12 protein-coding genes are annotated in these 14,331 nt (G+C 36.7%); 9 read left to right on the forward strand and 3 right to left on the reverse strand.

Annotated features, from left to right (window positions below; genetic code table 11):
• Positions 1 to 12: 12 nt before the first annotated feature.
• Positions 13 to 519, reverse strand: a complete 507-nt coding sequence (locus A3SG_RS20905; protein WP_157485494.1) for a helix-turn-helix domain-containing protein — start codon at positions 517 to 519, stop codon at positions 13 to 15.
• A 51-nt stretch (positions 520 to 570) separates the two neighbouring features.
• Here A3SG_RS20905 and A3SG_RS0114850 point away from each other — a divergent pair, with 51 nt between their 5' ends.
• Positions 571 to 1,170, forward strand: coding sequence for an REP-associated tyrosine transposase (locus tag A3SG_RS0114850; RefSeq protein WP_016990796.1), 600 nt, complete (start codon positions 571 to 573; stop codon positions 1,168 to 1,170).
• A gap of 845 nt (positions 1,171 to 2,015) precedes the next feature.
• Here the strand turns inward: A3SG_RS0114850 and A3SG_RS0114870 are convergent.
• Positions 2,016 to 2,246: a hypothetical protein gene (locus A3SG_RS0114870; RefSeq protein ID WP_016990799.1), complete on the reverse strand. Its 231-nt coding sequence runs from the start codon at positions 2,244 to 2,246 to the stop codon at positions 2,016 to 2,018.
• 101 nt (positions 2,247 to 2,347) lie between these two features.
• Positions 2,348 to 2,737 carry a hypothetical protein gene (locus tag A3SG_RS0114875; protein WP_016990800.1) on the reverse strand — a complete coding sequence of 130 codons (390 nt, stop codon included), beginning with the start codon at positions 2,735 to 2,737 and terminating at the stop codon, positions 2,348 to 2,350.
• A 215-nt stretch (positions 2,738 to 2,952) separates the two neighbouring features.
• On the opposite strand from A3SG_RS0114875, the gene A3SG_RS0114880 reads away from it, so the two are divergent.
• From A3SG_RS0114880 to A3SG_RS0114915, 8 genes are all read left to right on the forward strand, one after another.
• A complete protein-coding gene (locus A3SG_RS0114880) occupies positions 2,953 to 4,290 on the forward strand; it encodes a c-type cytochrome (protein ID WP_016990801.1) in 1,338 nt (445 codons plus the stop codon).
• Between the two features lie 32 nt (positions 4,291 to 4,322).
• Complete coding sequence (locus A3SG_RS0114885; protein ID WP_016990802.1) at positions 4,323 to 7,376, forward strand: TAT-variant-translocated molybdopterin oxidoreductase; 3,054 nt, start codon at positions 4,323 to 4,325, stop codon at positions 7,374 to 7,376.
• 38 nt (positions 7,377 to 7,414) lie between these two features.
• Positions 7,415 to 8,818, forward strand: a complete 1,404-nt coding sequence (gene nrfD, locus A3SG_RS0114890; protein ID WP_016990803.1) for an NrfD/PsrC family molybdoenzyme membrane anchor subunit — start codon at positions 7,415 to 7,417, stop codon at positions 8,816 to 8,818.
• Entirely contained in the window at positions 8,811 to 9,335 is a 525-nt protein-coding gene (locus A3SG_RS0114895) for a DUF3341 domain-containing protein (RefSeq protein ID WP_016990804.1), read from the forward strand. The genes nrfD and A3SG_RS0114895 overlap by 8 nt, the downstream gene beginning before the upstream one ends.
• A gap of 7 nt (positions 9,336 to 9,342) precedes the next feature.
• Positions 9,343 to 9,888, forward strand: coding sequence for a c-type cytochrome (locus A3SG_RS0114900; RefSeq protein WP_029596838.1), 546 nt, complete (start codon positions 9,343 to 9,345; stop codon positions 9,886 to 9,888).
• A gap of 27 nt (positions 9,889 to 9,915) precedes the next feature.
• Positions 9,916 to 11,373: a hypothetical protein gene (locus tag A3SG_RS0114905; RefSeq protein ID WP_029596839.1), complete on the forward strand. Its 1,458-nt coding sequence runs from the start codon at positions 9,916 to 9,918 to the stop codon at positions 11,371 to 11,373.
• 19 nt (positions 11,374 to 11,392) lie between these two features.
• On the forward strand, positions 11,393 to 12,547 hold the full coding sequence (locus A3SG_RS0114910; protein ID WP_016990807.1) for a cytochrome c oxidase subunit II: 1,155 nt from the start codon (positions 11,393 to 11,395) through the stop codon (positions 12,545 to 12,547).
• Between the two features lie 28 nt (positions 12,548 to 12,575).
• Positions 12,576 to 14,331: cbb3-type cytochrome c oxidase subunit I (locus A3SG_RS0114915; protein ID WP_016990808.1), on the forward strand; the 1,756-nt coding region annotated here is incomplete at its 3' end.

A 14,331-nucleotide genomic window follows, 5' to 3' on the forward strand; every position in this document is an offset into this window, starting at 1 on the left:
GTTTTTTTACGGTTAAGAAAGTTGCTGTTGCAAGTTTGCTTTTAGTATGAAAGCATCTAGAAACTCTTTAACGAGTGATTTTTTTTGGTCATTTAGTTTTTCTACTTTCTCGAACTGTAGTAAGAGTTCGTTGTCTTGAATATTATTTTTAGCTTTGTCTTGAATCGTTCCATTGAGTAAGTAATCGGGCGACACTTCCAAGGCTTTAGAAATACGGTTAAAAACATCTGCAGAAGGTACTGCTTCGGCTCTCCCCCGCTCCCCGAAGTGTTTATTAATATGCGGGCGCTCCGCAAATGTCTCTGACTTTGCGTTTTTTTTAGAGTTGTTGGAATTCTTAAAATTTATAAAAGTCCCCAGCTGCGCGAAGTGTTCTTTAAAATAATAGTTTTTAAAAACTACGGGCTGCTGTGCGAATGTCCCAGCTCTCCGAAGTGTTCTTTGAAAAGTAAAAGTTCTTAAAAGTTTAGGCTGCTGTGCGAATGTCTCTGACTTCGCACCCATTCCAATAAGCAACAAACACAAGCAGTTAATTATAAAAAAAAAACGGTTATATTTGATAAAAAAGCGATGTCAGATGGCTACAAAATAAGATACCAAACTTTAATACATTTCATAACGGCAACCGTTGTAGATTGGGTTGATGTTTTTACAAGAACAAGCTACAGAGATGTAGTTGTAGCATGCTTGGATTTCTGCATAAGAGAAAAGGCTATGGTTTTATATGGATATGTCATTATGAGCAATTATATACACATCATTGTGCAATCTGGCGATGGAAATTTATCTGGTTTGCTTCGAGATTTTAAAAAATTCACAGCTTCAAAAATTTTAGAAAAAATAAAATCAGATCCAGAGAGTAGAAGAGAATGGATGTTGGAGCGTTTTAAATTAGCAACCGACGGTCATTCTAGAAACAAGAATTATCAGTTTTGGCAGTATGGCAATCATCAAGAAGAAATTTACAGCAACAAATTTATGTGGTCAAAACTGGATTATACTCATCTCAATCCTGTTCGCCCTAGTATTGTTGCGAAAGCATCTCATTATATTTATTCTAGCGCCAGTAATTATGTTTCAGATTCTGGATTATTAAAAATTGAAATAGCAGCTATTCCTATTGTTGATGTTTTAAATTTGAATAATTTCACAAAATACAATGAATATTGAGTTTGATAAAGTGAGAATGGAATATTGGCATGGGTACGAAGTCGGAGACATTCGCACAGCAATAGTGAGCAATACTATTTTGTTATGAAGCACACTTCGTAGAGCGGTGGCTGGTGCTGTGGTCGGAGCAGGAATAGCTGAATTTGGAGGTCTTATGGGAGCGACTGGTGCATTATTAGAGCAAGTTAATGATATTTCGTAAAGTAATTTCAGTCCTGAAAAATTTATTACTAAAGGGATCATAGAAACTCTTTCTCGAAAAGTTGGTGGTTCTAATAGTTTTGGACCCATGGAGCAAATAGTAAATGATAATGTTTTTAATATTATGGATAATGGTTTAGATGCAGCCAGAGATCAAAATTGGAAAAAAAAATGATTTATTTATATTATCTAATTGGAATAGTTATTATTACTTATGGACTGATAGATTTTAAAAAAAAATAACTACGGATAATGCCTTTACTAGGTATTATAATTCACAATATTACCGCCTTCTAATTTTTGTTATAGGAACAATTATCGCACTAATCATATCTTTTTTTTGTTAATAAAAATAATTAGTAAAATGAAATATTTAATCTTCTTTTCTTTTATAGTTTTCAGTTTTATACATTCCCCAGCTCTCCGAAGTGTTCGTCAGTAAAGTAAAAGTTCTTAAAAGTCTAGGCTGCTGTACGAATGTCTCTGACTTCGCACCCACAAAAAAGCCAAGCAAAACAAGACAATGAAAAACCGAGCAAATTGCTCGGTTTTTTATACAAAGTCGTGAGATTTACATAGCAATATTCAAAGCTTTTGAAAGCGTGTCTTTCAGGCGTTTTTTACTTAGCGCAATATCGATAATATCAAATATCGAGTTTTTCTATATCTTCAAGTTCGTCGAGCAAACGCAGCTTTTCTACAATGCTTTTATCGTTAGAGTTAACGTCTATTGGTTTTTCTTCATTAAAAAACGCTCCGACTTTAATTTCTAAAGCTTCCGCGATTTTCCCCCGCTTGTACCCCCAGCTGGTGCGAGCGTAGTTGATCGTAAACGCTCGCGGAGGCGTCCCGCTTGTGCCTGCAAAAACTGGCAATATCAAAGCTATAAAACAGAAAACCACTCTTAAAAAAGGATTGGTTTTATTGCTTTGTGGTATTATAGGAGTATTTTTTATAATAGCGGTTTGACTTATTTTTATTTCTGCGGTTTGATCAAATAAGCGTTTTCATATTTTGTGCGGATTTCGATTAAATGGCGCTCTGCTTCGATTTTGGTTCTGAAATTGCCGAGCCATACTTTATAGTTTGGAGTATTGAATACAATAGTGCCGTCTAGATCTGTAAAATCAAGTTTGCAGTCGGTTAGTATCTTCTTGGCTGTATCGCTATCCCCGCTGAAAACTTGAATCTTATAGCGTTCATCTACCGCTATCGAGGCGTTTGTTTTTCTTTTTTCATTTAATAATTGCTCAAATTTTGGATCTTGAGTGATGGTAAGGTTGCGGTCCTGCGCTCTTAAACTAATTGATACTAAACTCAGTATAAAAGAGTAATAAAAGAGGTGTTTTACTGCTTGAATTTTCATAACGTTTTGGTTTGTAGGCAAAAATAGTATTTAATGTATGAATGCGAAATTTAATTATTATTTAGAACAATTATAAATTGAAATTAAGGTTATTTAAGGTTTTAAAGAACAGTTTCTAAGTCGTATTTTTGTCGGAGTTTAAAATAACGCATAGGCTTTGGATGTATCATACATAGAAAACTGTGCCAATTTTTAGTAGATAATCATTATATTTTATGAAAAAGGTGGGTAACCATAATTCGAACTCAAGGAAACTATTTTTAAGCTTAGCTTTAATGCTAACAGTTTCCTTATCTTCAGTTGCGCAAGATGCTATTCCAGCAGTCGCAGCAGAAGCTCCAGCAGCCGCTCCGGTAGCTACTTTAGGTGGTGACCCGGTTAGGGGTAAAGAACTTTTTAACTCAAATTGTGCTGCTTGTCACAAGCTAGATGCCAAGGCGACCGGACCGGCTCTTAGAGGTATTGCGCAGAAGCATGATAAAGAGTGGCTCTATAAATGGATTCATAACCCTGCTGCCATGATTAAGTCAGGTGATGCAGCGGCTGTAAAAGTTTATGAAGAGAACAATAAGGTTAATATGACGGCTTTTCCTACGTTAACCGAAACAGACATTGACGATATCATTGCGTATACTTCCGAAGAAAAACCAGCGGCAGCTGCGGCAGTTGCGGTACCGGGTGCGGCTGTTGCAGGTGGTTCTGATCAAGGTGGTATACCTAATACCATAGTATTGGGTGCCCTTGCGCTTGTTATGACATTATTGGTAGTGCTGTTGGTATTGGTGAATAATGTTTTAAGAAAAGTTGCGAAAGTCAATGGTATTGAAGTGGCTCCTAAAACGCCGACTACTCCAATATGGATTGCTTTTGCGAGAAATCAATTTTTAGTATTGGTAACTGCAATATTTTTACTGTTGGCTAGTGCTTACTTTGTTTACGGTTTCTTAATGCAAATAGGTGTTGATCAGGGATACGAGCCAATTCAGCCTATTCATTACTCACATAGAATTCATGCTGGTGATAATGAGATCAATTGTAAGTACTGTCACTCCTCTGCTAGGGTTAGTAAGCATTCTGGAATTCCTTCTTTGAATGTTTGTATGAATTGTCATAAAAACATAGCGGAAGTTGCAGAAACTACCGCGACTCCAGAGTACAGCAAAGCATTCTATGATGAGCAAATTCAAAAATTATATAAGGCAGTAGGATGGGATCAAGCTACTCAGTCTTACACCGGTAAAACGGAGCCTGTAAAATGGGTACGTATTCATAATTTACCTGATTTTGTTTACTTTAATCACGCACAGCACGTAACTGTTGGTGGAATTGAATGTCAAACCTGTCACGGTCCGGTTGAGACTTATGAAATTCAAAAACAATTTGCTCCATTAACAATGGGTTGGTGTATCAATTGTCACAGAGTAACTAACGTTAAAATGGAAGGGAATGAATATTATACTAAAATTCATGATGAACTTTCTAAAAAATATGGTGTTGACAAATTAACGGCAGCACAAATGGGTGGATTAGAGTGTGGTAAGTGTCACTATTAATCAAATTATTAAGATTTTAATATTTATATACAATGTCATCAAACAAAAAATACTGGAAAAGTGTTGAAGAACTAGAGAACGGTTCTATTGTTGAGGCGCTTAGAAATAACGAATTTGTTGAAGCAATTCCTACTGAAGAATTTTTAGGAAGTAAGGAGTCAATGTCTTCTTCAACATCCCGTCGTGACTTTTTAAAGTACGTTGGATTCAGTACTGCGGCGGCTACGCTTGCGGCATGTGAGGGTCCAGTTCACAAGTCAATTCCTTATGTATTACAGCCGGAACAAATCATACCGGGAGTAGCAGATTACTATGCTACTTCTGTTTTTGATGGTTTTGATTTCGCAAATTTACTTGTTAAAACGCGTGAAGGGCGTCCTATTAAAATAGACAATAACACTATTACTGGAGCTAACTTCACTGCTAATGCAAGAATTCACGCTTCGATATTATCGTTGTATGATAGTATGCGTTTGAAAGCGCCGAAAATTGCTGGTAAAGATTCAACTTGGTCAGCTGTAGATTCGAAAATTAAATCAAGCATAGCAGACGCTAAGGCTAAAGGTGGTCAAGTAGTATTGCTGACTAATACTTTGGCTAGTCCGTCTACTGAAAAACTAATCGGTCAATTTATTGATGCGAATCCAAATGCGAAACACGTCGTTTATGATGCCGTGTCTTCATCTGAAACGCTTGATGCTTTTGAAACTGTTTACGGTGAAAGAGCTTTGGTAGATTATGACTTTTCAAAAGCTGCACTTATAGTCTCTGTAGGTGCTGACTTTTTAGGTGATTGGCAAGGTGGAGGTTATGATTCGAGTTATACTCAAGGGAGAGTTCCTAAAAACGGAAAAATGTCACGTCACTTTCAGTTAGAGTCAAATATGACTTTATCTGGTGCGGCTGCTGATAGACGTTTGCCAATGTCGACTGCAAATCAAAAGCAATCATTAGTACACATCTATAATATAGTAACTGGATCTTCTGTTGCTGTTAGTCTAGAAGAGAAGTTTAAGTCTGAAGTAACAAAAGCGGGGCAGCAATTAAAGGCTGCTGGTTCAAAAGGTGTTTTAGTTTCGGGCATTCAGGATAAAAATGCTCAACTATTGGTTTTGGCTATTAATCAAGTGTTAAATAGCGAGGCCTTTAGTACTTCTGGGACAAGACAGATTAGAAAGGGATCAAATGATAAGGTGGCGCAATTGATTAAGGACATGAAAGGTGGAAGCGTTCATACTTTGATAATGAGTGGTGTTAACCCTGTTTATACATTAGCGGATACGACATCCTTTGTTGAAGGACTAAAAAAAGTTACTACTTCTGTTTCTTTAACTTTAAAAGAAGACGAAACTGCTCTTGTTAGTACAATAGCTGCTCCGGTTCCTCATTATTTAGAGGCTTGGGGTGATTTAAGTTTAACTAAAGGCTCTTATAGTTTAACACAGCCAACTATTCGTCCATTGTTTGATACAAAGCAATTTCAAGACGTATTAATGTCTATAAATGGAATTTCTGGTCCGTATTATGATTATTTAAAAGCAAATTCATCTTCTATTATTGCGGGTGCTACTTGGAATAAAGTAGTACATGACGGTGTTTATGTTGGATCTAGTCAATCATTATCTGGTGTTGCCGCTGATTTTAGTGGTGCTGCAAGTGCGCTGTCAAAATCCAAAGCTGTTGCTGGTTTTGAATTGGTTTTATACACCAAAACAGGGATGGGTGACGGTCAACAAGCTAATAATCCATGGTTGCAAGAGTTTCCTGATCCTATTACAAGAGTATCTTGGGATAATTATGTTACTGTTTCAAATGCTGATGCGAAAGCGTTATCAATGTCTAATGAAATCGTTGCTAATGGTGGTCTAAACGGAAGCTATGCCACAATTACTACAGCGGATGGTTTGAAGTTGGATAATGTTCCAGTAATTGTTCAGCCAGGTCAGGCTGTTGGGACTATTGGATTGGCTCTAGGTTATGGTCGCAAAGCGGCTTTGAAAGAAGAAATGCAAGTAGGTATAAATGCTTACTCTTTATATAAAGGTTTTAATGATGTGCAATCTGTGACGTTAGTGAAAGCGGATACAGATGATCACGAGTTTGCTTGTGTTCAAGGTCAAAAAACATTAATGGGTAGAGGAGATATTATCAAAGAAACTTCTTTGGAGATATTTAATACTAAGGATGCTAAGTTTTGGAATGAAGTTCCGATGGTATCTTTAAACCATGAAGAAGTAGAAGCTACAAAAGTGGATTTATGGACGTCGTTTGATCGTTCTGTTGGACATCACTTTAATCTTTCTATAGATTTGAATGCTTGTACTGGTTGTGGGGCTTGTGTAATAGCATGTCATGCTGAGAACAATGTTCCTGTAGTAGGAAAATCTGAAATTAGAAGAAGTCGTGATATGCACTGGTTGCGTATTGACAGATATTATTCTTCAGAAAGTACCTTTGAAGGTGATAATGAAAGAAAAGAGAATATTTCTGGGTTATCAAGTTCTTTGTCTACATTTAATGAAATGGAGAAAGCAGGAGATAATCCTCAAGTTTCATTCCAGCCTGTAATGTGTCAGCATTGTAATCATGCGCCATGTGAGACAGTTTGTCCTGTGGCTGCAACATCACATAGCCGTCAAGGTCAAAATCATATGGCTTATAACAGATGTGTTGGTACTCGTTATTGTGCTAACAACTGTCCATATAAAGTACGTCGTTTTAACTGGTTCTTGTATAACAAGAATAGTGAGTTTGATTATCATATGAATGATGATTTAGGACGTATGGTATTAAATCCTGACGTAAATGTTCGTTCTCGTGGAGTTATGGAAAAATGTTCCATGTGTATTCAAATGACACAGGCGACTATTTTGAATGCGAAAAAAGAAGGAAGAGAAGTAGTTGATGGAGAGTTTCAAACTGCATGTTCAAATGCTTGCTCTAACGGGGCAATGGCTTTTGGAGATGTCAATGATAAAAATAGTAAAATTACTGCATTAGCTGAAGATGAAAGAATGTATCATTTACTAGAGCATGTTGGAACAAAACCTAATGTGATTTACCACGTTAAAGTTAGAAATACTTAGTACAAAAAATTATTAATTAAGAAACAAGATAAAGGATTATGTCGTCTCACTACGAAGCAACCATTAGAAAACCCTTAGTTATAGGTGATAAATCTTATCACGATGTAACAGTTGATGTAGCTGCGCCTGTTGAAGGTAAAGCAAACAAACATTGGTGGATTGTATTTTCAATCGCATTAACAGCTTTCCTATGGGGAGTAGCTTGTATAATTTACACTGTATCAACAGGAATTGGAACATGGGGATTAAATAAAACAGTTGGCTGGGCATGGGATATCACAAACTTCGTTTGGTGGGTTGGTATTGGTCATGCAGGAACTCTGATTTCCGCGGTACTATTATTATTCCGTCAGCGATGGAGGATGGCAATTAACCGTTCTGCAGAAGCAATGACCATTTTTTCCGTTATCCAAGCGGGTTTATTTCCGATTATACACATGGGTCGTCCGTGGTTGGCGTATTGGGTACTTCCTATACCAAATCAATTCGGATCTTTGTGGGTGAATTTTAATTCACCATTACTTTGGGATGTATTTGCAATTTCCACTTACTTGTCTGTGTCTTTAGTTTTCTGGTGGACGGGATTGTTACCTGACTTTGCTATGCTAAGAGATAGAGCGATAACTCCTTTTAACAAAAGAGTATATTCCATATTAAGTTTTGGATGGAGTGGTAGAGCTAAGGATTGGCAGCGTTTTGAGGAAGTATCCCTGGTTCTTGCTGGATTAGCAACACCTCTTGTGCTTTCAGTTCATACTATTGTATCAATGGATTTTGCAACCTCTGTAATACCTGGATGGCATACGACTATTTTTCCTCCTTATTTTGTGGCAGGTGCGGTATTTTCAGGATTTGCGATGGTAAATACTTTACTTATTATTATGAGAAAAGTATCTAAGCTTGAGGCATATATTACGATTCAACATATTGAATTGATGAATATTGTAATTATGATTACTGGTTCTATTGTCGGTGTCGCTTATATAACTGAGCTTTTCATCGCGTGGTATTCCGGTGTTGAATATGAGCAATATGCTTTTTTAAATAGAGCTACAGGGCCGTATTGGTGGGCATATTTAATGATGATGTCTTGTAATGTGTTGTCGCCGCAATTCATGTGGTTTAAAAAATTAAGAACAAGCATCATGTTTTCTTTTGTCTTATCGATTGTCGTAAACATAGGGATGTGGTTTGAAAGATTTGTAATTATTGTTACTTCTTTGCACAGAGATTATTTACCTTCATCATGGACGATGTTTTCACCGACGTTTGTTGACATAGGAATTTTTATAGGAACAATTGGTTTCTTCTTTGTATTATTTTTATTGTACTCTAGAACCTTTCCTGTAATCGCACAAGCAGAGATTAAAACTATATTGAAAGGGACCGGAGATAATTACATAAGAGAAAGAGCAGCTAATAAAGATTTACACCATGAGTAATAAAGTAATATACGCCATTTACAATGACGATGATATATTGATGGATGCGGTTAGACAGACCAGAGCAGCTCATCATCATATTGAGGAAGTTTTTACTCCATTTCCGGTTCACGGTTTGGATAAAGCGATGGGGCTTGCGCCAACTAGATTAGCTATTTGTTCATTCATATACGGTTGTATTGGTATTACCTTCGCTACCTGGATGATGAATTATATTATGATTCAGGATTGGCCGCAGGATATTGGTGGTAAGCCAAGTTTTAGTTACATTGAAAACATGCCGGCATTTGTGCCAATTATGTTTGAGATGACCGTGTTTTTCGCCGCGCATTTAATGGTTATTACTTTTTATATGAGAAGTAAATTATGGCCTTTTAAGCAAGCGGAAAATCCTGATGTAAGAACAACAGATGATCACTTCTTAATGGAAGTAGCCGTTCATAATAATGAGGAAGAATTGGTTTCTTTTTTCAAAAGTACGGGAGCTGTAGAAGTTAAAGTAATTGAAAAGCATTAATTTAGATATGAAAAGGGTATACAAAATAACACTATTATTTGGCATTACTATGCTAGTAGCATCTTGCCATGATAATTTAGCACCGAATTATCAGTACTTTCCTAACATGTATGAAGCAGTTGGCTATGAAACGTATTCTGAGTCTAAAGCATTCAAAAATGGTAAGGAAGGTCAGCTTCCCGCATCTGGGACTATAAAGAGAGGCTTTGAACCGTATGGCTATGAAGATACAACGGAGGGATATGAATTAGCTAAAGCTAGTAGTAAATCGCCGATTGATAGTTTAGATAGAAATTCAGGTGAGGGACAAGCTTTATACGAAATATACTGTATAAGTTGTCACGGAGCTGTTGGTAATGGAAAGGGAGTATTAGTGACCAGAGAAAAGTTTCTTGGTGTTCCAAGTTATAAGGACAGAGTTATTACTGAGGGTAGCATTTTTCACATTGTTACTTATGGTATTAATTCAATGGGTTCTCATGCTAATCAAGTAAGTGCCCATGAGCGTTGGTTAATTGCTGACTATGTTCTAAAACTGAAGAGCAAATTATAATTGTTGAACAAACTGATCGTAATAGATATGTATACATTTTCAAGTAAATTAAAAAATTTGTCTATCATTTTGATGGCCCTTGGGCTATTGGGAATAGGGTATGGTTTTTTAACTGCACCTAAAGATATTCAAGAAGTTGAAATGATTCTTGCCGCTGAAGACCATGGAGGACATGGTGAAGCGAAAAATGATGTTGCTACTGGCGGCGCTGAGGCGCATGATGCAGTAGATAGTCATAATGAAGTTGTGCCGGCTTCGGGTGCTGATATGGCTCCTGCAGCAGAAGTAGGCCATAATGAAGTTGAGTCACATAGTGACGTTGCAGAATTTCATGCTGTAGTTGCTGGTCATGATGTGGCTAAAGAGGCTGCTGAACATGAAGAACATTTGACTCATGTTTTGCATCAATTACAAAATAAGCCTTGGGCTGCGTTTTATGTTGCGTGTTTATTCTTTTTGCTTTTTCCTCTTGGTGTTTTAGCTTTTTATGCTATTCAACAAGTCGCGCAGGCTGGTTGGTCTCCAGTACTGTTTAGAGTAATGCAAGGGATTACTGCCTTTTTGCCATACGCTTCAGTTATTTTCTTCGTGTTTTTAATATTATGTGGCTTACATTTTAATCATTTGTTTATTTGGTTAGATCCTGAAGTAGTTGCTCATGATGCGCTTATTGCGACAAAATCTGGTTATTTAAATTTTCCTTTTTGGATTGCAAGAGCTGCTTTCTTTTTGGGTGGATGGAATTTGTACAGGTATTATTCGGCAAAAAATTGTTTGTCTCAGGATGAATCTAATGATGATAGTTTTTATAAGAAGAATTTTAATATATCTGCCGGGTTTTTGGTCTTTTTTATTGTGACCGAGTCAATTATGTCCTGGGATTGGATTATGTCTATCGATCCGCATTGGTTTAGTACATTGTTCGGATGGTACGTTTTGTCAAGTTTCTTTGTAAGTGGGATCACGGTGATAGCATTAGTTAGCCTTTACTTGAAATCAAGTGGATATTTAGAACATGTTAATACGAGTCATATTCATGATTTAGCAAAATTTATGTTTGGTTTTAGTATTTTCTGGACTTACCTTTGGTTTTCACAGTTTATGTTAATTTGGTATGCAAATATTCCTGAAGAAATTACTTATTTCATAACGAGAATAGAGATGTATAATTTACCTTTTTTCGGTGCAGTTGTTATGAATTTTGTATTTCCTATATTGATTTTAATTAATACAGATTTTAAAAGAATTACATGGATACTTGTTATGGCGGGTGTTGTTATCTTAGCAGGACATTACATTGATTTTTTCAATATGGTAATGCCGGGTACGGTCGGAGATAGGTGGTTTATTGGAGTGTCAGAGGTTGCCTCGGTTCTGTTCTTCCTTGGGTTATTTATATATGTTGTTTTTACGGCATTGGCTAAATCTCCCCTGTTGCCAAAGAGAAATCCTTACATCGAAGAGAGTAAACATTTTCATTATTAATATTTAAAGAAAGAAACAGATGACAAGTTTGTTGGTAATTATAATTTTGGTTTTATTAGCTGTTGCCTTGTGGCAATTGACTAAAATATTTGACCTCACTCAAGTAGGTTCTGATGCGGATGGCTCTCAAGTAGCTTCTGATGACGATAATAATGTACAAGGTTATTTAATGTTTGGCTTTTTAGCTTTTATATACATATTCACAATATACGGTTTGTATACCTGGGGTCCACTTGTTCTTCATACCCCTGCCTCTGCGCACGGTGCTGAAGTTGATAACCTTATGAATATAACTTGGATTTTAATTTTTATTGTTCAAGGCATAACTCAGGTACTGTTATATTATTTTGCTTTTAAGTATCGAGGGAGAAAAGATAGAAAGGCGTTATACTTCGCTGATAATAATAAGTTGGAGGCACTTTGGAGTGTAATTCCTGCGATCATATTGGCGGGTTTAATTTTGTATGGTCTTTATGCTTGGACGAATATTATGTTTATCGATGAAGAGGATGATGCAATTGTAGTTGAGCTTTATGGACAACAGTTTTATTGGGCAGCGAGAGTTTCAGGTGACGATAATGTTTTGGGTAAGGCCAATGTTAGATATATAGAAGGAGTGAATATTCTAGGGGTCGACATGGCTGATCCTTATGCTCAAGATGATATTGTTGTTAAAGAATTGCATATACCAAAGGGTAAGAAAATACATTTTAAGATGCGTTCGCAAGATGTTCTCCATTCAGCTTATATGCCTTATTTTAGAGCGCAAATGAATTGTGTTCCAGGAATGGTTACTGAGTTTGCCTTTGAGCCTATTTACACAACTGCCGAATATAGAGAGTTGCCGTACATGGTAAAGAAAGTAGCTAATATCAATGCAATACGTGCCAAGAAGAGTATTGGGCTTGTGGCTGAGGGCAAAGCGGCATTAGATCCGTACAGTTTTGATTACTTACTTCTTTGTAATAAGATATGTGGTGCCTCACATTACAACATGCAGATGAAAATAGTTGTCGATACTCCTGAAGATTATAAAATATGGTTGAAGGAGCAGACCAAGCTTGCCGAGCAGGTTAAAGCGGCCAACGCTCCAGCAGTTGAGGATGGCGCTCCGGCGGGAGATAGTATAAAGACAAATGATTCAACGTCTGTCGCTAAAATAGCCATGAAATAATTATTAAGAATATTTAAAGTATACACATATGTCAGCAGAAGTTCACGATCACGAACACGAACACCACCATAAACAGACTTTTATTACTAAGTATATATTTAGTCTTGACCATAAAATGATTGCTAAGCAGTACTTGATTACAGGTATTTTTATGGGAGTTATTGGTGTTGGTATGTCATTGCTTTTTAGAATGCAATTGGCATGGCCAGAAGAGTCTTTTAGGATTTTTAATGTATTACTTGGTGATAAATGGGCTCCGAATGGAGTTATGACGAATGATATTTATCTGTCTTTAGTCACGATACATGGTACTATAATGGTGTTTTTTGTATTAACGGCAGCGTTAAGTGGTACGTTTAGTAATTTATTGATACCACTTCAGATAGGTGCGCGTGATATGGCTTCCGGTTTTATGAATATGCTTTCCTATTGGTTATTCTTTTTATCAAGCATAATAATGATCTCGTCATTGTTTGCTGAGTCTGGTCCGGCTAATTCAGGATGGACAATCTACCCTCCGTTAAGTGCACTGCCGCAGGCGATTGGTGGCTCGGGGTTAGGGATGACTCTTTGGCTGATCTCTATGGCTATTTTCATTGCTTCCTCATTAATGGGTTCATTGAATTATATTGTGACAGTAATTAATTTAAGAACAGAGGGTATGTCAATGACACGTTTGCCTCTTACTATTTGGGCTTTCTTTGTTACAGCAATTATCGGTGTGGTTTCTTTTCCTGTATTGTTGTCCGCAGCATTGCTATTAATATTTGATAGAAGTTTTGGTACATCCTTTTTTCTTTCTGATATTTATATCGCTGGGGAGGTTTTACATTATCAAGGTGGATCACCTGTTCTCTTTGAGCATTTATTTTGGTTTTTAGGTCATCCTGAGGTTTATATCGTATTGTTGCCTGCCTTAGGTATTGCATCAGAGGTAATAGCAACTAACGCACGTAAGCCAATCTTTGGTTATAGAGCTATGATTATGTCGATTATTGCCATTGGTTTTCTATCGACAATCGTTTGGGGTCACCATATGTTCGTGTCGGGTATGAATCCATTTTTAGGTTCAGTGTTTACTTTTACGACACTATTGATTGCGATTCCTTCTGCCGTTAAGGCTTTTAATTTTATAACAACGCTGTGGAAGGGTAACTTACAGTTTAATCCAGCCATGCTATTTGCCATTGGATTAGTTTCAACATTTATAACTGGTGGTTTAACTGGTATTATTTTAGGAGATAGTACTCTTGATATTAATGTACACGATACTTACTTTGTAGTGGCTCACTTTCACTTGGTGATGGGTATATCTGCTTTATATGGTATGTTTGCAGGTATTTATCACTGGTTTCCAAGAATGTTTGGAAGAATGCTTAACAAAAATATGGGGTATGTTCACTTCTGGGTTACCGCAATATGTGCTTACGGTGTCTTTTTCCCTATGCATTTTATAGGTTTAGCTGGTTTACCGAGACGATATTACACTAATACAAATTTTCCACTATTTGATGATTTACAAAACGTGAATGTATTGATAACTACTTTCGCATTAATAGGCGGGGCATTTCAGCTTATATTTTTGTACAACTTTTTTAGTAGTATTTTTTACGGAAAGAAATCCGTTCAAAATCCTTGGAATTCTAATACACTCGAATGGACTGCGCCTGTTGAACATCTACATGGTAACTGGCCAGGAGAGCTTCCGGTAGTTTATCGTTGGCCGTATGATTACAGTAATCCTAATTATGAAGAGGATTTTGTTCCCCAAAATGTTCCAATGA

This window comes from Flavobacterium sp. ACAM 123 (assembly GCF_000264055.1).
GTDB lineage: Bacteria > Bacteroidota > Bacteroidia > Flavobacteriales > Flavobacteriaceae > Flavobacterium.